Origin of the sequence: Heliophilum fasciatum, from assembly GCF_004341395.1 — a bacterium.
Taxonomy (GTDB): Bacteria; Bacillota; Desulfitobacteriia; order Heliobacteriales; family Heliobacteriaceae; genus Heliophilum; species Heliophilum fasciatum.
The window spans coordinates 17,414-41,209 of sequence record NZ_SLXT01000012.1 but is presented as its reverse complement, the minus strand read 5'-3'; the positions used below and the strand labels follow the sequence as shown (position 1 = coordinate 41,209).

16 protein-coding genes are annotated in these 23,796 nt (G+C 46.9%); 5 read left to right on the top strand and 11 right to left on the bottom strand.

What is annotated here, in order from left to right; genetic code table 11:
* Window positions 1-80: 80 nt before the first annotated feature.
* The 3 genes from EDD73_RS07985 to EDD73_RS07975 all read right to left on the bottom strand — a co-directional run bounded on the left by EDD73_RS07985 (window position 81) and on the right by EDD73_RS07975 (window position 4,801).
* Window positions 81-1,574 carry a hypothetical protein gene (locus EDD73_RS07985; RefSeq protein WP_131919257.1) on the bottom strand — a complete coding sequence of 498 codons (1,494 nt, stop codon included), beginning with the start codon at window positions 1,572-1,574 and terminating at the stop codon, window positions 81-83.
* 241 nt (window positions 1,575-1,815) lie between these two features.
* On the bottom strand, window positions 1,816-3,396 hold the full coding sequence (gene murJ, locus EDD73_RS07980; RefSeq protein ID WP_165876393.1) for a murein biosynthesis integral membrane protein MurJ: 1,581 nt from the start codon (window positions 3,394-3,396) through the stop codon (window positions 1,816-1,818).
* Window positions 3,397-3,412: 16 nt separating this feature from the next.
* A complete protein-coding gene (locus tag EDD73_RS07975; RefSeq protein WP_165876392.1) occupies window positions 3,413-4,801 on the bottom strand; it encodes a glycosyltransferase in 1,389 nt (462 codons plus the stop codon).
* Between the two features lie 282 nt (window positions 4,802-5,083).
* On the opposite strand from EDD73_RS07975, the gene EDD73_RS07970 reads away from it, so the two are divergent.
* The 5 genes from EDD73_RS07970 (at window position 5,084) to EDD73_RS15605 (ending at window position 11,346) form a co-directional block, all read left to right on the top strand.
* Window positions 5,084-6,277: an efflux RND transporter periplasmic adaptor subunit gene (locus tag EDD73_RS07970; RefSeq protein ID WP_165876391.1), complete on the top strand. Its 1,194-nt coding sequence runs from the start codon at window positions 5,084-5,086 to the stop codon at window positions 6,275-6,277.
* A complete protein-coding gene (locus tag EDD73_RS15095; protein WP_207668843.1) occupies window positions 6,274-9,861 on the top strand; it encodes an efflux RND transporter permease subunit in 3,588 nt (1,195 codons plus the stop codon). The genes EDD73_RS07970 and EDD73_RS15095 overlap by 4 nt, the downstream gene beginning before the upstream one ends.
* Before the next feature lie 315 nt (window positions 9,862-10,176).
* The gene (locus tag EDD73_RS07960) at window positions 10,177-10,491 is read left to right on the top strand and encodes a transposase (RefSeq protein WP_131919253.1); all 315 of its coding nucleotides are present in this window, start codon (window positions 10,177-10,179) and stop codon (window positions 10,489-10,491) included.
* Window positions 10,492-10,499: 8 nt separating this feature from the next.
* Complete coding sequence (locus EDD73_RS07955) at window positions 10,500-11,108, top strand: IS3 family transposase (protein WP_165876390.1); 609 nt, start codon at window positions 10,500-10,502, stop codon at window positions 11,106-11,108.
* 19 nt (window positions 11,109-11,127) lie between these two features.
* A complete protein-coding gene (locus tag EDD73_RS15605; RefSeq protein ID WP_406567194.1) occupies window positions 11,128-11,346 on the top strand; it encodes an IS3 family transposase in 219 nt (72 codons plus the stop codon).
* An 85-nt stretch (window positions 11,347-11,431) separates the two neighbouring features.
* On the opposite strand, the gene EDD73_RS15250 is transcribed toward EDD73_RS15605, so the two are convergent.
* From EDD73_RS15250 to EDD73_RS07910, 8 genes are all read right to left on the bottom strand, one after another.
* Window positions 11,432-11,644: a transcriptional regulator gene (locus tag EDD73_RS15250; RefSeq protein ID WP_131919304.1), complete on the bottom strand. Its 213-nt coding sequence runs from the start codon at window positions 11,642-11,644 to the stop codon at window positions 11,432-11,434.
* A 237-nt stretch (window positions 11,645-11,881) separates the two neighbouring features.
* Complete coding sequence (locus EDD73_RS07940; RefSeq protein WP_131919251.1) at window positions 11,882-12,169, bottom strand: hypothetical protein; 288 nt, start codon at window positions 12,167-12,169, stop codon at window positions 11,882-11,884.
* Window positions 12,170-12,937: 768 nt separating this feature from the next.
* A complete protein-coding gene (locus tag EDD73_RS07935) occupies window positions 12,938-15,406 on the bottom strand; it encodes a phospholipid carrier-dependent glycosyltransferase (protein WP_131919250.1) in 2,469 nt (822 codons plus the stop codon).
* 13 nt (window positions 15,407-15,419) lie between these two features.
* Entirely contained in the window at window positions 15,420-16,277 is an 858-nt protein-coding gene (locus tag EDD73_RS07930) for a class I SAM-dependent methyltransferase (protein ID WP_131919249.1), read from the bottom strand.
* A gap of 52 nt (window positions 16,278-16,329) precedes the next feature.
* Window positions 16,330-17,304 (bottom strand): glycosyltransferase family 2 protein, encoded by a 975-nt coding sequence (locus tag EDD73_RS07925; RefSeq protein ID WP_131919248.1) that lies wholly within the window; start codon window positions 17,302-17,304, stop codon window positions 16,330-16,332.
* Window positions 17,305-17,545: 241 nt separating this feature from the next.
* Entirely contained in the window at window positions 17,546-18,454 is a 909-nt protein-coding gene (rfbD, locus tag EDD73_RS07920) for a dTDP-4-dehydrorhamnose reductase (RefSeq protein WP_207668842.1), read from the bottom strand.
* Between the two features lie 21 nt (window positions 18,455-18,475).
* Window positions 18,476-22,258 carry a methyltransferase gene (locus tag EDD73_RS07915; protein ID WP_131919247.1) on the bottom strand — a complete coding sequence of 1,261 codons (3,783 nt, stop codon included), beginning with the start codon at window positions 22,256-22,258 and terminating at the stop codon, window positions 18,476-18,478.
* 67 nt (window positions 22,259-22,325) lie between these two features.
* Window positions 22,326-23,795: a methyltransferase domain-containing protein gene (locus EDD73_RS07910; protein WP_131919246.1), complete on the bottom strand. Its 1,470-nt coding sequence runs from the start codon at window positions 23,793-23,795 to the stop codon at window positions 22,326-22,328.
* Window position 23,796 lies beyond the last annotated feature (1 nt).

Below are 23,796 nucleotides of genomic sequence, written 5' to 3'. Positions count from 1 at the left end.
CCCCGATTCACCCGATGCCATCCGTACCGTTCATTCCGTCCGTTCTATCCGAATTCATCTGTTCCATCAAGATTCCCCAGCTACCGGCGCGTATAATCGTACAGATCCGGTTCAAACCAGCGCACACCAATACTCGGTCGCCCCGTATGGTCAGCCTGATTGCGCATAATCTCCTCGGCCGGCACAAGCTGTCCGCCAATCGCCAGATCAAAGTGCGCCGGGTCAGGTACATAAAAAGTCATGCCCCGCACCGCATCGATCGCCGGTACAAAGGTGCCCAAATGAGGATCATCAATACGCAAAATATTCAGCACGTAGCGCCCCGGCGTGGTGACTGCTTGGTCCCGTCTCTGCGCCTGCGTCTGCGCTTGATCTTGCGCCCACAGTTGCCCCGGCCCCCGCTCCCGCACCTCAAACACCACAAACTGCTCCGCCAGATTATAATTCAACAACCGCGACGTCCGCGCCACCAAAATCTCCCCGGCCGCTTGCTCCTCAGCCAATTCCCGCAGCGCCGCCACCGCCTCATCAAGAAACGGAAAATAAAGCTCATTCGGCCCGCCCAGATGCTGCGCCACCGCACAGTACCATCCCTCCGCCTTCCAGCGGCGGCGATTTTCCGCCCGTAACTGCTCATGCAAAAAATAAGGATTCCAGATAAAACGAAAATCCTGCTGCCAGCGCGGCCCATTGCAGGAATAGCGAGTAAAATTCCAGATCCGCCGGCCATCACGCAGCGTCAGCGGACGCAGTAGCGACTCACCGCCCGGTTCATACTCCCAGGCACTAGCCGTCGCACCCCAGCCAAAGCGAATCCCATAAGGAATCGTCAAATCCGTATGATAATAAGGCAATCCCGGCCGGTCACCCGCTTGATACGCCTGGAGCCAAGAACTAGACCCCGCAAAAGACTGCACATTAGCCTTGTTGCCGTGATCGATCCAGACCTGCACATGCAGCTTTTCCCGCGTCAGTTCCGCCACAGCCGCTTCCGCCATTTCCCGGCGAAACGTTGCCGCCCCCGGCGCATCAGGCTGTTGCTTATTAAAATCACCCCAGGAGTGGATCGAATCAATCCAACCACAGCGAATATACTTAGCAATCGCCGCCGCTTGAAAAGGCCGCCGATCCGTCGGTGAACGCCAATAAGCCATCTGCTCCCGCAGCGGATGACCCTCCACATCGATGGCCCCATCCCAATCCGTGTCGACAAACATCCAAAAAGAGTCACCAATATCCAGACCCAGTCCCGGCCCCTTCTCGGTCATCTCCCGCGTATTCAAAAAGCGATGAATACGCTCAAACTCCTCCAGAGACGTACCGTCAATATCCGAAGTGATCGCCACCATCGCTTTATAGGGAAAAGGGAACTTGCGCACCTCAGCCCACGCACCGGCCCATCCCGGAATCGCCATGCGCCGCCGCGTCGGCCTCGGCACCGCCAAGCCCCCCATCGGCAAACCAGCCCGCCCGGGCTGCGCCCAGACCAAGCCGCCAAGCGCCGCACCAGTCAAACCCAACACCGCCGCACTGCGACGTAAAAACTGCCGCCGCGACCATCGCTCATTGGCCATAACTATCCCCTTACCATGATGTCACACCAATTCGCCCCACCAAACCGAGTACACCGTAGCACTACGCCGCCCCGCCCAAAACAGGCACACCGTAGCACTACGCCGCCCCGCCCAAAACAGGCACACCGTAGCACTACGCCGCCCCGCCCAAAACAGGCACACCGTAGCACTACGCCGCCCCGCCCAAAACAGGCACACCGTAGCACTACGCCGCCCCGCCCAAAACAGGCACACCGTAGCACTACGCCGCCCCACCAAACCGAGCGCGCCATTTCGCTTTCACCATATCCAGCAGCAAGCCCACTTCATCAATGCGCAACAGCCAGATCATCACCCCATACACCACTACCCCCGTCGCAATCGACCCCGACAGCGACAACAGTTCCAAAATCCCCCGGCGCGCCCCCAGCCAAAGCTGCAAATACTGATTGACTTCCCAGACCACAGCCGCCATCACCAGCGACGCCACCAACGCCTTCGCACCAATGATCAACTGCGAACCCACATTCCAACCGCCCGTACGGCGATATAAAATCCATCCCAGAATCACCATGTTCAGCAGCGCCGAAAGCGACGTCGCCAAAGCCAGCCCGCCGTGCCCCATCGAATCGATCAACGCCAAGTTCAGGGCAATATGTACGCCCACACAAAGCGCCCCGATTTTAACCGGCGTTTTAGTATCCTGCAGCGCATAAAAAACCCGCGTATACAAATCGCGCATCCCCGCCGGCAGCAACCCCAAAGCATACCAAAAAAGCGCAACCGCCGTACCCACCGTATTTTCCGGCGTAAACGCGCCCCGTTCAAAAATAATCCGCGTTGTCGGCACCGCCAGAACCATCAACCCCGCCGTCATCGGAATCAACAACAGCGAGTAGTAATTGGTACCCCGCCCCACCGTCCGGTGCAGCCCCGGCATATCCTTCTGCGCCGCCAACGCCGAAAAAGCCGGAAAAATCGGCACCGAAATGGCCTGCACGATGATCCCCATCGGCAGTTGATAGACCTGATTGGCAAAATTAAGCATCGACACACTGCCCGCCGGCAAGCCGGAAGCCAAGTTGCGATCAATTAAAATATTGACTTGCCCAATGCCCACACCGATCAGCACAGGAATGACCAGTACACCCACTTGCCGCACCAGCGGATCATTTAGATCAAGTAGCCAGCGGTAACGAAAACCCTTTTTGATCATCGCCGGTATCTGCACCGCCGTCTGCAAAAAAAGCCCCACCAGCGTCCCTGCCGCCAGCGCATAGATGCCCATGGACGGCGACACAAAAAGAATCGCCGCCACCACCGTCAGCGACGCCGCCAAAGGACCGAGCGACGGCATCAAAAAGTGGTCCAACGAATTCAAGACACCCATCGTGATGCCCCCAACCGACGCAAACAGCAACGTCGGGAACATGATGCGCATCAGTTCAACCGTCAGATGCACCGTTTCCGGCGACCGCTCATTGGCAAACCCCGGCGCGATCCAGTCCACCACCGTCGGTGCAAAAACCATGCCCAGCCCGACAAGCACAGCAAAAAGCAAGACTACCGCATTAAACACGGTCAGCGCCAAACGCCACGCCCGTTCACGGTCCCCTTGCTCCATCAACTGGGTAAACGTAGGAATAAAAGCCGCCATAAACGCGCCAGTCATGGTGATGCCAAAAATATTCGGCAACGTATAGGCGACTACATAGGAGTCCACTAACTCCACCGGAAAATGCCGCGCTGTCAACATCTCCCGGATAAAGCCCAGAAAGCGTCCCGCCAAAGTCACGATCATGATCAGTGCTGCCGCTTTGGCAATTCGATTGCCCTTCGTCATTCGCAGTTGCCTCTCGTCATTCGCTGTTGCCTTCCATCTCTGCATCACTTGCGTTGTTTCGCTTGCCCTGCGCCAATTGACGGTACAGCGCCGCCGTTCGTTCCGCCGTACGCCGCACAGCAAAACGTTCCAAAATCGTCTTGCGCGCACATTGACCCAGCCGCAACGCTTCCTGCGGATTTTGAATCAATCGTAACAGCGCCGCCGCCAGTCCCAGCGCATCCCCCGACGGCACAATCAAGCCGTTTTTCTCGTGACTTACAATCTCCGGATTGCCGCCCACACCGGTCGCGACCGGCGGGCAAGCACAAAGCATCCCTTCCATCAAAGTCAAGCACAGACCTTCCGACAGGGACGGCAATGCCAGGATGTCCATGGCCCAGTACAAATCAGCCACATCTTCCCGAAACCCCGTGAAAACAAAGTTATCCGTCATGCCGTCCAGTTCCACCTGCGCCTGAATTTCCGGACGCAAGTTCCCGTCGCCGATCAGCAAAAAAACGACGCGCCGATCGATTTTCAAAATCTCCCGCGCCGCAGTGACTAAGATCGAATGTCCTTTGACCGTATGAAAACGACCGACCATACCGACAACCGGCACCTGGTCATCGATACCGAGCATCTGGCGGACGCCACGACGCCGCAAAAAACGCCACTCTTCCTGGGTCATTTCCGATGCTTCCGGCAATGATGCAGCCTCAGCCAGTTCAGCCGTCTCCAGAAGCCCCGCCACTTCGGTCAGTTCCCCTTCCGCGGGCGATTCGGTGATCTTCGTCCGTTCCATCGTCATGGGCAGGGCTGCGGTCGGCGCCGCTCCCTTGTTATCGGTTCCCAGAGCCAGTGCATTTTTTTCCGCCCAAAAGCGCGGCAAAAACTTTGCTTCATCGATACCGTTATGAATCACGGTGATCTTTGCCGGGGCAATCCCCTGCTTGACCAAGTACGCTTTCAAAAACTCCGCCACAACAATAAAACGATCCGTCAGCGGCGCCGTAATCCGTTCCGACCACGTGTTAAACCACCGCGTCGCCGCATCAGGATAGTCAAATTCCAATACACTGTGCACCGTCGTTACCGTACAGGGTACACCGGCCACTTTTGCCGCCAACCGCCCCAGCAGATTCGCCCGTACCCCATGGGTATGTACCAAATCCGGCTGAATGCGCATGACCGTCTGCAGCACATGCCACCAACTGGTCACATCGACCTTGCTTCGCATCGGCACCGCCGTCGCCGGAATCCCTAATAACCGGGCACGCTGCAACAGCGGCTCCGGAAACAAACAACACAAGTGCAGTTCCACTTCAGCAGGGTCCAGATGGCGAGCTAAGTCCAGGATGTGAATCTCGGCGCCACCGATTTCCCCTCCGCCAATGATGTGCAATACACGGATCGGCCTGGACATCGCTTCTCCCCCATCCTTCATAATCACGTCTATTATAGCGATAATTGTGAATCAAAACAAGGAGCTTCGTTATCGGCAGTTCCATCGTCCACCAAACACAGGCTATACTGCCCACCTTATCGCCCATCAATCGCCCGCCCTGTCATCGCACCCTATCGCGCCGGAAACCGGGCATCATCTTCCTGCCCTACGCAAAGTATACCCCGTAAAAAAAGCGTTGACCTAGATACCCCTAGGGGGTAAAATCAAGTCATAAAACCTTAAAAAGGAAAGGTGATTGCCGTGAACCGCCTACCGCTTATCAAAAAAAGCGCCTTGATCATCCTCCCCCTCGGCGCCCTCCTTCTCTGGCTCAGCGGTGCTTTGCACAGCAAAGTGGAACCCGGAATCGGCGCAGCGAAGGCGGATCAACTCCCGGCCGCTACCGTTCGCACGCTGGCCGTCCAACCGGCCAATCAAGCCGCATCCTTACGTTTTGATGGCGTAGTCAAAGGAAGTGAAACGATTCAGCTTACGTCCAAACTGCTCGCCCAAGTGCAAGCCGTCTCCGTCCGCGAAGGTGACCGGGTAAGCCAGGGCGACTCCCTGATCAGCCTCGACAACCGTGACATCAGCGCCAATCGCTCCGCCGCTTCCAGCCAAATTGACAGCGCCGTTGCCACTCAGGCCAACGCCCAAGCTGCCCTTGCCAGCGCACAAGCACAACTCAACAACGCCCAGATCACCTGGACGCGCACTCAAGCCCTTTTTAACAGCGGCGCCGTCACCGCCGCCGATCGCGACCGCGACAAAACGGCCCTCGACAGCGCCCTAGCCCAAGTGGAACAAGCCAAAGCCGTCGTCCAACAAGCGCAGGCTGCCATCCAAAGCGCCACGGCCGGCGTCACCCAGCTTGATGTCCAACTCGGCTACACCCAACTGACCGCTCCTTTTAACGCCGTCGTATCGAAAAAACATATCGACACCGGCACGATGGCCGCCCCTGGTGCCCCCTTACTGACGCTGGAAAAAACCCCTTTAGCCCTGCACATCCAAGTCGACGAACGGCTTGCCCCACGACTACAAAAAGGGCAATCTGTCGATGTGACCATCGAGTCCATCGCCAAAAACCTCACCGGCACCATCCTGGATGTGCAACCGACCGTCGATCCAGCCAGCCGCACGGCCCTCGTCAAAATCGCCTTGCCTGGCGATAAACCAGTCCAGCCCGGCATGTTTGGCATCGTCACTTTCTCCGGCGAAAACACCAGCAAACTGACCATTCCCGCCTCCGCCGTCGTGAAATGGTCGCAATTTACCGGCGTCTACGTCATCGACAACCAAGCCGAACCGCGGGCGCGCCTGCGCCTCCTGCGCCTCGGCGAACCGGTCGGTGACCGTTATGACGTCATCGCCGGCCTACAACCGGGCGAACAGATCATCACCGAAGGGCAGGCCACTCTCACAGACGGACAAAAGGTGGTGGTCCAAGAATGAGCACACCACAAGATCATCAAGTCGTTTCCACTCTCTCAGGGGGCTCCGCCAATAGCCTAGGGGCATCCGTTGATAACCTAGAAGCGTCCGCCAATAACCCAGAAGCGCTCCGCCCTGTTCAGGCCACCACCCGTTACGATGACCCGGGAGATCCCAGCCATGATGCCAACCACATCAACTACTCCACACGGACAATCGGCTTCTCCGGCAAAATCGCCGCTTTCTTCCTTCGCTCCAAATTAACACCGATCATCGTCGTCGCCTCTTTGCTGCTCGGTCTTTTCGCCGTACTGACGACGCCACGGGAAGAAGAACCGCAGATCGTCGTACCGATGATCGACGTCCACGTCGCTTATCCAACAGCCGGCGCAGCCGAAGTCGAAGAGCGGGTCACCAAACCGCTGGAACAAAAGCTCTACGAGATCAAAGGCGTCGAATATGTTTACTCCACGTCCATGCCCGGCCGCGCGCTCGTCACAGCCCGCTTTCAAGTAGGTTTTAAGTCGGAAGATGCCATGGTCCAACTGTACAACAAAGTCATGTCAAACATGGACCTGATGCCCCCTGGCGTATCCCAACCGCTGGTCAAACCCAAATCCGTCGACGATGTGTCGATCTTAAACTTAACCCTATGGAGCAAAACCCACAGCGACTACGACCTGCGGCGCGTCGCTGCTGTCTTGGAAGACGAAATCCGCACCGTCCCCAACGTGTCCGACGTACAGCTTTACGGCGCTTCACCACGCCAACTGCGCGTCCTCGTCCGACCGGAACACCTGGCAGCCTACAAACTTTCCCTCGGTCAACTTAGCCAAATCCTGCAATCGGCCAACTTTGCCGCCGACGCCGGCCCGCTGCAGCAAAACAACTACGAATACATGCTGCGCGCCGGCCGCGTCTTTACCACCGCTTCCGATGTAGGCAACCTCGTCATCAGCACCCAAAGCGGCTTACCCGTCTTTCTCCGCGACATCGCCACCATCACCGACGGCCCCGGCGACGTCGATAACTACGTCTTGATGGGCCAAAAAGACGGCATCTATCCCGCCGTGACCATTGCCGTAGCCAAGCAAAAAGGCACCAACGCATCCACCATCGCCGAAGCAGCTTTGAAAAAAGTCGAAGACCTCAAAGGCAAAGTGATCACCGGCGACATGGAAATGACGGTCACCCGCAACTATGGCGAAACGGCATCGGAAAAAGCGACAGAGTTGATCGAGCACTTGCTCTTGGCCACCGCCTCCGTCGTGCTCCTGATCGGCGTTTTTCTCGGCCTGCGGGAGTCCCTCGTTATCGGCGTCGCCGTTCCCGTCACCTTGGCCATCGCCCTGGCCATCTCCCAATCTTTTGGCTATACATTAAACCGCGTCACGCTGTTTGCCTTGATCTTTGCCATCGGCATCCTCGTCGATGACGCCATCGTCGTCGTTGAAAACATCCACCGCTGGTTCGCTATGCGAAGCAAATTCCCCGGCCTCTCGCCAGCCGATGCGGCCATCCGCGCTGTCGATGAAGTGGGCAACCCGACGATTCTGGCCACCTTGACGGTCATCGCCGTGCTCATGCCCATGGCTTTTGTCGGCGGCATGATGGGGCCCTATATGTCACCGATTCCGATCAACGCGTCGGTAGCCATGTTTTTCTCCCTGCTCGTTGCGTTTATTGTGACTCCCTGGTTTGCCTATCGCTTCTTGAAGCACGAAGATAAACAGGGGCACGGTGGCCCAACACAGAGTGAGCATGACCACGGTGAATCCACTCACGGCGAACTGAGTCACACAGTCTCCCACAATTCCAACGCCTTTCTGAATGTTGCCCAACCAGAAACCGCCTCCCTTAACCCCCAGAAAACGCCTAATGGAAACATGACACCGCTGCATGAACCTGGGACCACGTCACCTGTTGTGACATCTGTTTCAACTGCCCACCCCCCTGAAAATACAACCACCCACCACCCAGAAAAACATACTTCCGGTCCGGCCGGCCTCTACACCCGGGTGATGGAAAAGCTGCTCTACCGGCCGTCGGTGCGCTGGGGCTTTTTCGCCGGTGTCGCCGTGCTTCTGATCGCTTCCATGGCCCTCGTCTACACCAAAGACGTTGGCATGAAAATGCTTCCCTTTGACAACAAAAGCGAACTACAGATCATCATTGATACCCCGGAAGGAACCACCCTGGAAAACACCTTACAAGCCGCGCAAGCCATCGGCGCTTATCTGGGCACGGTCAACGAAGTCACCAACTACCAGATCTACGCCGGCACCGGTGCTCCCTTTAACTTTAACGGCCTCGTCCGCCACTACTACCTGCGGCAAGGCGGCAACGTAGCTGACATTCAGGTTAACTTCATCGGCAAAAAAGACCGGCAAGCGCAATCTCACGATATCGCCAAGCGCATCCGCCCGGAAGTGCACCGCATCGCCCAAGCCTTTAACGCCAACGCCAAACTTGTCGAAATTCCGCCGGGACCGCCGGTAATGGCGCCGCTACTGGCCGAAGTCTACGGCCCCACGCCGGAATCTCAGCGCGCCGTAGCCGCCAAAGTCAAAGCTATCTTTGAGCAAACACCCGGTGTCGTCGATGTAGACTGGAACGTCGAAGACGACCAAAAAGAGCTCACCTATAAGGTCAAAGACAAAGCCCATCTGCACGGCATCAGCGAAGCGGACATCACCGGCACACTGCAAACCGCCGTCAGCGGCACTACCGTCGGCCTCCTGCGCTCCACCACCGACTTGGAGCCGGTGCCGATTATTCTCCGCTATCCCCTGCCGCAGCGTTCACTGACGGCGCTGCAAGAGATTCGCCTACCCAGTGCCAGCGGTGCCATGGTCCCGCTGTCTGAACTGGTCACTGTGGAGGAAAAAACTCGCGAAAAGTCGCTCCATCGTAAAAACTTGCAACCCGTTACCTATGTCATGGCCGATGTGGCCGGTAAAATCGAAGGACCTGTCTACAGCATGATCGACATGTGGGATGCTATCGGTCAGATCGAAAATGAAAAAGGCCAGCCTTTGGAGCAGAACCTTACGGCCCAACCCTGGCTGACCCATGTTTCTTCGCTAAAATGGGATGGTGAATGGCAGATCACCTACGAAGTCTTCCGTGACCTCGGTGCCGCCTTTCTCATCGGTCTGGTGGTTATGTATCTCCTAATCGTCGGCTGGTTCCAATCCTTCTCCGTGCCGGCACTGATCATGTCGCCGATTCCCCTGACGCTGATTGGTATCATCCCCGGTCACTGGCTTCTCGGCTCTTTCTTCACGGCCACTTCGTTTATCGGCGCCATCGCTTTAGCTGGTATTATCGTCCGGAACTCCATCTTGCTTGTGGAATTTGCGCACCAGCGGACGAAGGAAGGCGTTGATCCCGGGCCAGCCGTCGTGGAAGCAGGCATCGTCCGTGCCCAGCCGATCGTGCTGACGGCAGCGGCCGTTGTGGTGGGGGCTTTTGTGATTCTCTTTGATCCGATCTTTCAAGGGTTAGCAATATCGCTGATCTTCGGGACGATTGCATCGACGTTTTTGACGTTATTTATCATTCCGATGCTGTATTATTTGATGATGAGGAAGAAGTCGGCGTAGTGGAGTCTCAAATTCTTTTCGATATCGAGAAAGCTAATCATATAAGTCAAGTAGGATTGGATCCTCTCAACCTCTCAAACACCCTACGCATCGTTCGCTAAACGGCGGTTACATTGGATATCGAAGTTTCTGGCATACTTTGGTCATACGGAGCAGCCCTTGCGACTTCCACTATTGGAGTCCGAGGGCTGTATTTTTAAAAGCTGCCTCCAACTGGGGGGCAACAGTGATGTGAACCCCGTTTATCGGACAGTGAAACAAAAACACCTCCTATGATAGATTTTTAAAAAGCTATCATAGGAGGTGCTTTCATTTATGGCCGGCCAAAAAGGTGCTAAACATTTTGACGAAGCGACAATCCAAAAAGCTGTGCAAATGAAGATGGATGGGAAAACACATATGGAAATATGTGTGGAATTGGGATTCCGCAACAAAAAGGCTGTCAAAGAACTACTTCTACGACAACGAAGAAAGATGCGTCGTGTTGAGGCCGGAATTAAGCCATTAAAGAAGGGGCGTCCGCGAAAAGATGCCCCAATCGATCCCGAGCACAATGAACAAGTGATTAAACGGCTTAAAATGGAAAATGAATTGCTACGGGCTTTTCGCTTCGAGCTTGGAAGGAGGTGAAAGCAGCGGTGAAATACCGGGTAATTTATCGTTTTAAAGACAAATATCCGATTACGTTAATGTGTTCATTTTTTGATGTATCAAGAAGTGGGTACTACTCATGGCTGAGAAAAAAGGATCAGGAAAATAAAGATATGGTACTCGTTGAAAAGATCACGATTTGCCAGGAAAAGAGCAAAAAAACCTATGGGTATCGTCGTGTCCGTATCTGGCTTCTACGTAAGCATGGGCTCCTTGTTAATCATAAAGCACTCTTACGTATCATGAACCAATATAACCTGTTGTCCGAAGTTCGACGCCGCCGGAAATACAAAAAATATAGTCAAGAAGTTCATAGATACGGGAATCTATTGAATCGTGATTTTCAGGCCAGCCAGCCCAATCAGAAGTGGGTAACCGATATATCATACATTCATACGGGACAAGGTGTCCTATACCTTTCGATGGTCAAGGATCTCTATGATGGGTTCATTGTTCACTTCGAGACCGGAACTGAACAAACAGTGAATCTGGTAACCAAGACCGTTCAAATGGCCGTAAAAAAAAGAAGAGGTCGCTCGTGGACTTGCACTCCACAGCGACCAAGGGTTTCAATATACTTCCACGGCATATTTTAACCTAACCAAAGAATACGGAATTACTCCGTCCATGTCAAGACGTGGTAATTGCTTGGATAATGCTTGTGCAGAGACGTTTTTTGGAACTCTTAAATCGGAGTGCATCTACCGAAGTAAGCCTTTGACGTATGCAGATGCTCGGAGGATGATCGCTGATTATATTCAATTTTATAACTACGATCGCATCCAATTAAATACAGAGCTTACACCGTATGAAAAACGATGCCAGCTTGCGTAATCACTTGAAATTCTACATAGGGTGTTTTTATTCGTGTCCGATTAACGGGGAGCAGTTCACAGTTGATTCTAACCGGGGCGGTTGTTTACAACCAGGGCATTTTATCCGAATCATCACCTCGTAATATCGGGGTGATTTTTGATTTCAACGGCTCGGGAATGTCTTTAAGTTTAGTATCTTCAATTCGGAGAATATCGATGGTATCCAACTTTAGGCGTTGTGCCAATTCTTTTGCAGTTAGGCATTGATTCTTACGCAATTCCTTGACTGTTTTATTCTTTAGACCGAATCCAAATATACGGATCAACTCCTGAATTGGGTTTCCAATAGAACGAGGGGAGCTAAGGATTGTAGATCTTTCCATTAAACCTAAATTTAAAGTCATTTTACTCCACTGATAATGGTCTCCCCCATAATTCTATAGTGCAGACCCCTTATTCATCGTTTCTTATAGCTTTCTAAAAAAAGTAGAGATGCCTGGGGTTACAGCCTACCATCACCAGCGCTCGCAGGATCTCATACCGATCGCCGTCGTTCAAGGATAAGGGGGTACGCCCCACCTACGGCGCCCCGTGATCGTCGTCCATCGGCATGAAGTACGGTCTGTTAGGCGGTCGATGTCGGGATTTGCTGCTTGGCCCGCTACTTCATGAATCGTCTCTACAGGGTGACGACTCAAGTTCGCCCCCAACGCTTTCATGCATGTGGTAAAGGCGAGGTTGCGTTGGTCCCCAATAGCGAACACGATGCAGGCCATAATGGCGAAAGAGTTCGTCTGCTTGGCTTCAATCCGACCACGAAGGCGCATTTGCTCTCGGTACATATCGGTCTGATCATGGGGGTTACTTCCAATAAGGTTTCAAAGGCATGATGAACAAAAACGGTGCGCTTGCAGTACTTCCGATGAGTCGAATCGCCTGACGGTTCAGTTCGATGGTGGTGGGCACACTGATCGGGACGATGGCGTGGGTCGTGTCCGTGTGCCAGTGTCCTTGCCAGTCAAGATGTCGCGCTAATACAGCAATCGGGTGAACCGTCTAAGTAAACCCGATCAAGACCATTATCGATCAGTCGTTGCCGATGGACGCTGAAGTGGGCATGATCGATGTTGGGATCATCGAGGGCAGAGCCAGTGCATATTTGATTTCGGGATTGACACAGTTGAGCACTTCGGTTTCATTCAACATTTGCGCAATAAACAGGCCAGGTCATCCGTAAGGCGGCATGGCAGGAGCGCCCATTGTCGAGGCTGTCTCTGCCGATAAAGTCATACGGTTGAATTAAGATCGGAGCGATTTCATGAAAAAGACGAAATACGAAATCATTCGGAATCAACGTGTATCCCATGGCCGTCATGATTATAAAAGCTACCCCTCGGGGGGGTAGCTTCATATCGAAACATGGAAAAAACCTCGTTTTCGAATCGATCTTTTCTTCATTAGATTCTACATGTGAAGTTAAACCATCTTTAAAGTAGGGGAAAATGCCATCGAATGCTGAGTTTTATGAATCGACCCCATGCGGAAGTTTTTAGACAGACTCTACTAGCGATTTTTAGCTATTTTGTATTGCGAACTTTGAAATATTTTTTTCACTCCTTAAACGATACTGATTTGACCTCCATAGGTATAGCAGTATGCCCCGAAGCATAAATTTCAGCAACCACCGCATTTTTCGGTGCCGTCACCACCATATCATACTCTTTCCAATCAGACGTACATTCAAAGACCTGAATATTGGCATCGATAAAATTGCCATCGGCATCTTTCCAATTTACTTGAACACGTCCTTCAGTAGCTTCTTTGTGTCTACGTGCAACAATCTTGTTCAAATATCGTGAACCACCAGTTACATTTACATTTTGTATGGCCGGGCCAGAAACGTTAACAATCATAATTTTAGAGATATCATCGTAGACTGCATTGCTCACGAGTGTCCATCCTGTTTTTCCATCTAGACCCGGGTTCTCCAGTACTTCCTTTTGGAATCTATACTTATTTTGAAGTCGATAAACACCTATCGACTCAAATTGAGCTATCTTCACTGCTGCTTGTTCAAACAAGACGCACTGCTCTTTTGATATAAGAGGCTTAGATAAATCAATGATAAAAAAATCAATCCCTTTCTCTTGAAACAATTTTCCTAAATCTTGCTCATTTTTTACTTTTGATATTTTATCTTTCCAAGAATAGTTATACCAATTTACATATAATGCGTCTGACGATAATCCTGCCATTAACGGTTCTCCAAAAACTGCGACAGGAAGACGATGCACATTTAATGCATTGACTGTCTCCACAGCACGTCGTACAGGAGCATGTTTAGTTAAATAGTCTTTGCGATAAGACTCACTAAATATCGATTCGAAATAAAAATCCCTATACGCCCATGTTCCAGACGGAAAAAACAATAAATTAAGAAAGACTGCGAATATGGCAAAACAGGTAAAAACCTTAGCCAACTTTCTTTTTTTGTTCAAAAAGGAAGTTTCGAAAGTACTAATCAAAACCGCGAATAAAGCTAACTGGGGATATATATATCGTAAATAACTTTGAAAAGAAAAAGTCATAAAAAACGAAAAAATACCAACAGCAAGAATTGCCATGCTTTTGTAGTTATTCGAAAAGAAAACAACAATTGTTATAGGCATAAATAAAAGTAGCCATTGAAAGCCTGCCGCCCCTGCGGTGGATTCCAGATATTTGCCTGAATTAAACGTGATTTGATATAGTAAATCCCATGAAACTCCAGAGTTAAATCTCGCATTATTAAAATTTTCCACAGGAAAGTACGTTGATTTGAATAATTCATTGTAAAAAGGAAACACGGGATTCGACGTAAGATGCCAAGCTGTCAGATACGGTATTACACCTACTAAAGTAAAAAGTGATAGTCCGATTGCCACCGAACCAATTTGAGATTTTGAGATTAATGTACGAACCTTATATATTAAAAGTAGCACCAGTACGGGCAATATCATAAAGGTTACAGATTTAGCGGCAACTGCAAAACCAAGCATCAGTCCACCTGTTATTAATTCAGTTTTACTCCGCTCATCTTGAAAAGTTATACGCAGTATACACAATATACCCGCTGCAATGAAAGATGACCAAATCGACTCAATAAAAAGGCTGCTGCTTAGGGTAAACGTAAGAGGGGTTGAAAAGAAAATGAGAACGGCCCATCTTGCCCCTAAACTGGTACCACCAGCCCAGATTACATATTCTCGAACCAACCACCCCAAAAAAAAGATGAATCCTACATTAAACAATCGTGATGCTGTTTCGCCAGCGAGCAAATATCCTAATGCAAAGATCCAGTCCCCTAGCATTGGCATTACAGCAAAAGAATAATTGCTAGCATCAAACGCCCATTGATGCCGTAGCGCCAAATGACCAGGAATAAATAAATGCATTGCTAATGCATCGTGTACAAATTCTGGCATTAGTGCAATTACAAAATGAATTGAAGCCGTCACTACGATACCTATTTCGAGCCATTTTATATTTCTCTCGGGCGAACAGTTCTCAAAAAACCATTTTTGTGACGATACAAGCATTTTTTTACATAGACGCCACTCAATAATCAATGGCAAAACCAGCGCAACTCCATAAAGGCCAGGATAATTAACTGGAAAGTGTGCGAGTAAACCTATCGCAGTTCCATAGGTGCCGGCACCTACCAAAAAATTCTGAGCCCAATTATCGTCACAATCGTTCATCTGAATGCTAGAATTTATGATTTTTCCTAATAGTACTGAAGCAACCGAAAACCACAAGGTTACTATTAATGGAAAAAAAGCTCCACCTAATATTGCCAATAATATACATAAAAGGAGGCCAACAACAATTGGACTTTTACGGCTATACTTCATACCTATTAATATTACCAGGAAGGAAATGAATATAAACATCAAATACTCGAATAATGCTTTCTTACTATCGAAAGGTAGAACCTTAGGCCATTCCATATGCCCTAACCCTATGCATGTTAACGCGGCACCTGTTATAAGCGAAAGCCAAATCATTATTGTTACGAGTGAGCTTAGTATTGTGCCCATTGCTCTCTGCCTCCTAAGAATCAATCTTAAAGAGCACAACGGTGTTATCACTCTTAAACATTGTTATGAATGGCATAGCAATAACCACCGCTATCCAAATCAAAAAAACAAGTAGATTATTTTTTTGTCCAGTAAATTTTATGCGATTATACAATCCCTTAATGTGAATAGCCGGAAGGCTATTCACATTAACTTGTCTAAAACTATGTTGTTCGACTAATGAAATAATGTTTCCGGTATTAAAATAGTGCAAATGGGGTGATGGTAATCCTTTTTGCCACATTCGTTCAAAAAAGCTTGAGAAGCCTGCTCTCTTGAAGAATTTTGATAATTTATAGAAAAAACCTTCGTTAGATGGAAGATTAATTACCAGAATGCCTGTATTTGTTAAATGGTCTTTACAAGCCCTTAAAATCCCACTTACATCAGATAAATGTTCAAAAACATCATTAAAAACTATAACATCAAAACGGTCATTTTTATTTAACACCTCAGGAAAATATCCTTCAATGATGGGAACTCCAGATTCTTTCGTTTTTCTACAGACACCTTTGTCAGGTTCGATTCCAACTGCATCAAATTGCGTCATTGCCATTTTTACGAACCAGCCATGCGCTGCGCCAACATCCAGCAATCTTCTCTTACCACCACTTGGTAGATGTTGATTTATCAACTCTATAAGTATGCGAAAATTTTGTTCACGTAATTCTTTTAATCCATCTTCTCTTTCTATTTCATTAATTTTAGTATGCATGATCTTCTGATTTATCGCTGGTTCAAAACTGGTAGCTTCATATCTACAAACATTGCATTGCCAATGCCAAGGTTCAAGACCTACTTGCATTTCATTCTTACATACACAACATTGCATAGAAAATCAATCTCCTATTCCCTAAAAATGCAATAATTTCATTTTAAATAAATTAAAATCTGGTTTTATGTAATGATCTTCGAGGAACAATAGAGATATCATAAGCAATAAATGAAAGCAAAAATTGAAGTCCAATTAAAATAGATAGAACTGAAATCATAATTGTTCCTAATGGTGTAGTAATCCCCTGCCCTATAGCTTTCCACCAATGCCAGCCGCCAAAGCTTATCCCACCTAAAAAAAGAGTTATGCCTAAAGGAAGTTCAAGTGATGCCAAAGACATATCGCGAAGATAATAATTGTAGAAGATACGTTTAATTAGGTTCAACATATGCTTCACAAGAAACTCGCCCAAAATTTTACTAATTTTAAGGTTGCTATTTTCATCGCCATACTTTGCATCCATAGGAACGTCAACTACTACTGCTCGTATAGTATTCAAGCGGAAAAGCATATCAGTTTCAAAAAAGTATCGACGACTTACTTTGCCTAACGGTAGAATTTTAAGAATTTCAGAATGAATAGCCGTGTAACCATTAGTGGGATCAAATAAATTCCAATAGCCTGAAGAAAGTTTTGTCAATAAAGATAACATTGCATTGCCAAACAGACGCAATTTAGGCATAATCAATATTTTCTCTAAGTTAAAGAAACGATTACCCTTTGTATAATCCGCCTCTCCTGTAAGAATGGGTTTTACTATATAAGGGATAAGCGCGGGATCCATCTGCCCATCCCCATCAAGCTTAACGATTACATCTGCGCCATCGTTTATTGAATACTGATAGCCTGTTATGACAGCTCCACCGACACCCTGATTAACTTCATGTCGCAATACGGTTACCCGTGGATCCTTGCAATTGGCTTCCACATAGCGGCCAGATTCTTCGGGGCATTTATCATCTACTACATAGATCCTCCATACCGTTGCATCAATATTGTTAATTACACCCAATATATTCTTTTTCACACGGTAACAAGGTATAACGACCGCGATTCGCACAGAAGATTTTCTTAAGTTTCTCACTTCCCAAGCAATACCTCCAAGAGATAATTACAAATTTACAAAGAACACCGCTGCCGAGGGGTGTGCCCCGCTGAGCATTGCATGACTTTTTGGTATTCGATCCGAAATGCGGTAATAGCGGATTTCTTTGTACGGGCCCTTCCCTCAGTCATGTCCACCTTAGGCGCGGGCTTTTTGACGCATTCCCCTTCATATTCACCATGAGTTTTGCAGTAAAATCAACGCTAAATGGAAAATCGCGCTATTCCATCCTGGCTATGCAAGATTCAAGCATCCTACGCAAATTTTCACGCCAATGAACGGGTAGTAATCCGAAACAATCCCACGTCTTCGTTTTATCTAAGACAGAATAATGTGGCCTGCGGGCTTGTGTGGGGTAATCTCTAGTCCGAATTGGCGTAATTTTGGCCCGAATTGGAAAGCCAAGGTTCATCGCTTCTTCTGCGATAGCCACTGCAAAGTCATACCATGATGCCGTACCGGCATCAGTAAAATGATAAGTTCCCGCCAACAATTCTGGTTGCGGATGAGCATCAATAACCGATATCATGTGAATAATCGCTTCTGCCAAGGAACCTGCCCATGTCGGTGTACCAATCTGATCAGCTACAACCCGGACCTCGTCGCGTTCTGCCATCAGACGTAGCATCGTTTTCACGAAATTATTGCAGTGCGCACTATAGACCCAAGCCGTGCGTAAAATAATATGCCGATTTGGTAGGATGCCCCTGACACGCGACTCTCCTTCAGCTTTTGAAGCACCATAAACACCTGTAGGATTTGCTGCGTCGGTTGTCTGGTATGGAATCCCTCGTAAACCATCAAAGATGAAATCAGTGGACACCTGGAAGAGCCATCCGGTCCTCTGTTCCATTAATGCATATGCTAAAGCCTCGGGACCATAAGCATTGACGGCAAAAGCACATTCTTGTTCAATTTCCGCCTTATCAACAGCAGTGTATGCTGCAAGGTTAATGAGCCAATGGGGATGGACTTCATTAACTTTCTTCTTTATCTGTTCCGGACGTGTTAGATCCAATTCCAACCGGTTAAAACCAAAAACATGCTCGCTAGTAACAAGCCTTTTGCTTATTTCATAGCCAACTTGCCCCTGGATACCAGTGATTAACACAGGACCTTTTTGTGCCAAGAATATTTCACCCTTCTTTTATTAATCATTGTGTAAATTTTTTAGTTCCAGAAATGCCTCCGTTTTTTTCATAAGCTTCGTTTGACTTTTAGAGATCATATCGTCATACACATTATTCTTAAAATTCCATAAGGTCGAATTCAAGTCTGGTTCATGCCCAACAATAAAAGGGATTGTTGTTACCACCTTAAGTTTAACTCTATTCTCAAGATAGCGATCTATAGTATTGCTTTGCACATCTCTATTATCTGAATCCCAATTTGAAATTGCCTCAATCGCATTTTTTCCATATATATTAAAAACCATGCTAGTCATTTTATCGATCGTAACAAATCGTATGCCTTCATAGTCTACTACATCTACAACATTCACATCGTCTGAAACATCAGCAATAACTCCACAGAAGATATCCCAGTTATCAGTTCCCAATTCGTTAAATAAAAACCGTTGAACAACATCCCATTTCTCAATAAAATTATTACTCATTTGAACATCGTCTTCACAAACGGAAAGATATTTAAGATTACTACGCTTCGCCTGATGACACAAAAATTTATAACTTAAGGCGCAACCAATCCAACCGTGATAATGCCGCAAACCATGAAATATCGGTATTTGAGGATATAGACGACTAAAATGCTCTCTCCTCAAATATGTTTCCGGAAGGGATAAGGCAATCGTATGATTTAAATTTCCTAAGGGAAGTAAGTCAAGAATCTTTTCAATAGGCATTAAGTCCATCGCTACAAGCATTCTTCCAAAATAAAAAGAAAAATGATTAATATCCACTGGAAGCTTGCTGACCTTCTTCTTTTTCGAGACTAAAGCTTGCCTTATAGCATCTATCATGGCTTTTGTATCATCAATGGGTGTAAAAGTAACGAATTCCCTCAAATTCGTATGTTCTTCGATATCAGAGCTTTCTTCAGAGATAACATCTAGACCTAAAGAAAGGCATTCGTATATTCGTGTTGTCTCCAACAAAGCATTTTGATAATAGTGAATGTTTAAAACGATTCGAGCTTTCTTTAACTGTCTATACAAATCTTCTCCAAATACTTCAGAAATAATCAATAATTTGAAATTCTTTTTTATTTCTTCCAGAAACTTAATTCGTCTAGGACAATTTACATCACCATAGAAGACAACATCATATTCCGCCTCTCCTGTTGGAGATTTACTTTCATGTCCTCTCGTTAACATTAATTCCGATAAATCATTTATACTAGAAATGGGTGTGTAAAAAATCTGTCGATAGGATAATTCGTTTTGTTGCAGAAATTTAATATTAGCCAACGAATAATCCATAATAGCCATTGAATTTTCTAATCTATTAAAATAATCTTTAGTAAACCACCGGGAACTTACTGATTGCTCCATCTGAAAGGTTATGTATTGCAGTGGCATTTTTGAAAACATTTGCGGACATATAACTATATGAATCTTATCTTCATAATGATCCGGTTCATTGTCCAGAATAACTATATCATTGAACCCAAATTCCGAAAAAGACTTTTTAATTAACATGGCAACAAATAGCGTGTGCTTTGTAGCTAGTATTACGATACCATCTTCAAGTTTCTTATTTATTCTCGGGATTTGAATTTGACCTGATTCTTTTGAGAAATGTAATTTTATTTTGATTCTTCTCCATACTTCCTCGAACGCTCCCCTCGCTAACAGTTCTTTCGACGTCCTTAACAACCTTTTAATCTTAACCATCTTCTTGAAAATATCACAATTAGATTCTTTGATAAACTTCCCGTTAAATATTCTCAAAGCATTTCTAAGCGGCTTTGTTAATATCCATGATTTCGATGCGTATATTTCGCTTATCAATTTATCGCTTTCATTTATTGATTTCTCCAGCAATAAAACCTGATTATCCCTTTCGACCAATAACTCGTTAAGAATTACTACTTGACTACTACAATTAGCTTCTTTTTGTGACAATGTCGTCAGATGATTGTCCTGTTCGGTAACAGTCTGCATCAGAGTTACTATTTGATTAGATTGTTCCATAACTTTTTGTTCTAATCTTGAAATCTGACTGTTTCGCTCTTCCACTTCCTGTTTTACCACTGCTAACTCTTTGTCACGCTCTATTAATGCATAATTTAAAGAAACCAAGCCGGAAGTGGTATTCTTTTCGGATATTGAGAATTTTAAGTGTTCCTGACCGGTAACCAACGATAAAAAGCGTTTTTCCATATTGATCCAGGATATGACTTCTTCATCTGTAACGGACAAATAAAACACATTACCAAGTGCCCGGACGACTTCAGTAATACTTTTTATCGAATCTCTGCTTGCAAGTCCTACACCCAGAGAATGAAGTACTCCCCTTGTAACAATCCAACCGAGTGGTACTTCGCATTCAGCTTGCCACTCATCATCAATAAATATAATGGCTCCCTCTCGAGTTTTGAGGAGATTAAAAGGAGTACAGTCTATATAGTTACCTGGAACAACAAATTCCGCCAAATTATACTTTTCTTTTTTTGTATCGTTTTGGATTGCGGCGAATTCACCATATTTTATATCTTTTGCACATTGCATTAAATAACTAATCCATGGATATAACTCTGTTACGATGTCCTCTATACTCCCCCCAGCTGCTCGTACAGCCAATAACCTCCATAATATTTGATATCCTGGCTGATAAGCCGTCATGGAAAGTACGTTTTGAAGGTTATAACCGTCTTGAGACTTTCGATTGCGCCGCAATCCTGTTTGAAGTGGCTCCTTAAGGACATTAATAGCATTCTCAGAATGTAAGAAACTCGTAGATACTGTAAACTCGGGTATTCTGTTTGTAGCAAAGGTCATTGCTATCTTGTCCGAATTATGAAGTAAGATATCATTTTGAGAAGCAACTACCAGAAACGAGTTGGAGAAATCTTCAATTAGCCCGTTTTCATACAATGAATTAAATACCAGAGATTCATCAAACAAACGGTAAGACGAGCCGGAATAATCACGGGAATTTACTTTCGCTAATAAATCGATTACCTCAAATCGTTCGTTTTTCAATGCGTCTTCAGAGAAAATAACCGCAGGAAGTTTATAATCGGGAAAAGGGTAATGAAAGTAATAATTGCTAAAACCAGCGGAAGTAAGCTGTTGAATTAACTCGATGCGACCATATGTCCGAGGTGTGGAGTCATTATAAAGATCCTGCAAACCATAAAAAGGAACCCCCAGGTGGTCTTCGGCACAGTTATTAAAATATTTGAGACCGAGCTTATTTTCTATGGCAATCACTAGTTTGCCATTACAGGATAATAATCGTGAAACACAATGAAGATAATGCTGCGCTGGTTCATCTGCTTTTACAAAAACCGGCGCATACTCCAGAACACCAATTAATAAAATCCAATCAAACTTTTTTTCGCTTTCATAGCGCAATAAATCATCTACGAAAACCTTAACATTATTAAGATCCCGGCAACGTTCTGCCGCTATACGAGCACGCATAATACTGCCCTCAACAGCAGTAACTTCTGCCCCGATCTCACCCAGGTAACGTGTAATCGCCCCACAACCACAACCTAGTTCTAATACCTTATCACCCGGCTTGATTCCAAGTGGTCTAATCAAACAGTGCCGTGCTCGGCTAAGATGATATTCGGATGGCCAGTCTGTAATATGCTCTAGTAGTTCCGTTGAGAAAGTACTACGATCACTCACTTGTTGAATGATCCGAAAAATCCGTTGCTCAACTTCCGCACCATCAGAATAGCTAAAATCGTCTATTTCTTCACACCGAAAAAGATTATACTCATGATCCCAAATGTATTTCATCTACCTAATGTCACCTCATAATTCGCACATCGGAGATTATTATTTTTTTAATGAGTACTACATTACATCAAACTAAACCAACCCCACTTAATCGTTCAACCAAAAACTCTGAATCAAAGAAAGTCGAATGCCAAGGCAAAAGTGTATGCCGTTCCCACCCTCGAATTTCATTAGTCCCCTCAAATTGAGTATATTGAATATGCCAACCTCTTTCGCGTTGTTCCCGCTCCATTCGTGGTAACCGATCCTTGAATACTTTTTTTTCGGCCTGTAATTTTGATCGAAGTGGATAATGTTTCATCAAAAATTTCAATGGATATATCCGTCGCCCTTCAAACACAGCGTCATGTCCACCAGAGGATGCCAGATCAACCGGAAGTCGATAATTCTTCCAAGCTTTAATCTGTTTGAGATGTCCTGGTCTTCGGCCAAACTCAAACCAATTTAAGGAGCTTTGATACGGAGGCGCTACCTGAGGTGATGAACGAAGAAAACGAAAATCAATAACTGTAAAATCAACAGCGTTATAACCTTGTGAATCGATATGAGCAAATGCTTCCGAAAGGGTTACTTGGGGCCACGGTGAATAACGCAACTCATCTGCATCATGATGCATTATCCATTCAACATCGAGTGAAGCCGCATACTCAGAAGTATACTGTAACTGGCTATGCCATTCGTAATCTGATGTAGGGTTTATAGGAAACCGCTGTACGTTTTTACATAGCCCCTGCTCCTTAAGAGAATTAGCGAGTTCAAAACTTCCGTCATTAGACCAGTTATCAAATATATGAACTTCAACTCCATTTGCATGAAGATGCTGGATTACTTCCGACAAAATATCTTGTTCATTGAAAACATGGGTTATCGCTGCCACACTGGCCCTTGCTCCACTTATTGGCCTCCCAGCTTGGGCACCAGATATTACAAGTGTAGTCGTCTTTGCACCGTGAAAGTCAGTGTTAATGGTATGACCTGCAAAAAAACTAGCATGGAAACCAGAATTACGCAAAAATCGTCCGAATTCATCAAAACTCCACTCTCGAATATGAGAAGGATTCGCGGGTGGACCACTATCGAGTATGCCGCGGGCACGCACACGATCAGGCGTGGAAATTAGAATATAGGGACATATCCTAGATAGTGTTGCCAATGCGCGGGTGAGTGGAATAGGATTTTTTAAGTGTTCAATAACATCTGCACATACAACAACAGCACTGCTCAGAAAATCATTGATTGTATCGGGGATTCCTTGTTCCAAATCCCACTCAATAAAGGTCGCCCCCGGCACCTGACTACGTGCCAAATTCAACGCGTCGGCACAATCAATACATATTATTTCAAACTTATCGGCATAAGCGGTAAGCTTAGTTGCTGATCCACACCCGATATCAATGATATAGCGAACCCCAGCACGCTCTGCCAGGAATCCAAGTAGTTCATAAACATGCGGTTGATAAGACAGATTCCCCGGAAGATCCAGATAATGAGTGCACTCACCTTGCGAAACATAGTTAACGGGAAGATGAAGATTCATT

Bases quoted from the DNA above. Each gene is read 5' to 3' on its own strand.
- EDD73_RS07985 (WP_131919257.1), bottom strand. From the start codon at position 1,574: ATGGCCAATGAGCGATGGTCGCGGCGGCAGTTTTTACGTCGCAGTGCG.
- murJ (WP_165876393.1), bottom strand. From the start codon at position 3,396: ATGACGAAGGGCAATCGAATTGCCAAAGCGGCAGCACTGATCATGATC.
- EDD73_RS07975 (WP_165876392.1), bottom strand. From the start codon at position 4,801: ATGTCCAGGCCGATCCGTGTATTGCACATCATTGGCGGAGGGGAAATC.
- EDD73_RS15095 (WP_207668843.1), top strand. From the start codon at position 6,274: ATGAGCACACCACAAGATCATCAAGTCGTTTCCACTCTCTCAGGGGGC.
- EDD73_RS07960 (WP_131919253.1), top strand. From the start codon at position 10,177: ATGGCCGGCCAAAAAGGTGCTAAACATTTTGACGAAGCGACAATCCAA.
- EDD73_RS07940 (WP_131919251.1), bottom strand. From the start codon at position 12,169: ATGTACCGAGAGCAAATGCGCCTTCGTGGTCGGATTGAAGCCAAGCAG.
- EDD73_RS07935 (WP_131919250.1), bottom strand. From the start codon at position 15,406: ATGGGCACAATACTAAGCTCACTCGTAACAATAATGATTTGGCTTTCG.
- EDD73_RS07930 (WP_131919249.1), bottom strand. From the start codon at position 16,277: ATGCAATGTTGTGTATGTAAGAATGAAATGCAAGTAGGTCTTGAACCT.
- EDD73_RS07915 (WP_131919247.1), bottom strand. From the start codon at position 22,258: ATGAAATACATTTGGGATCATGAGTATAATCTTTTTCGGTGTGAAGAA.
- EDD73_RS07910 (WP_131919246.1), bottom strand. From the start codon at position 23,795: ATGAATCTTCATCTTCCCGTTAACTATGTTTCGCAAGGTGAGTGCACT.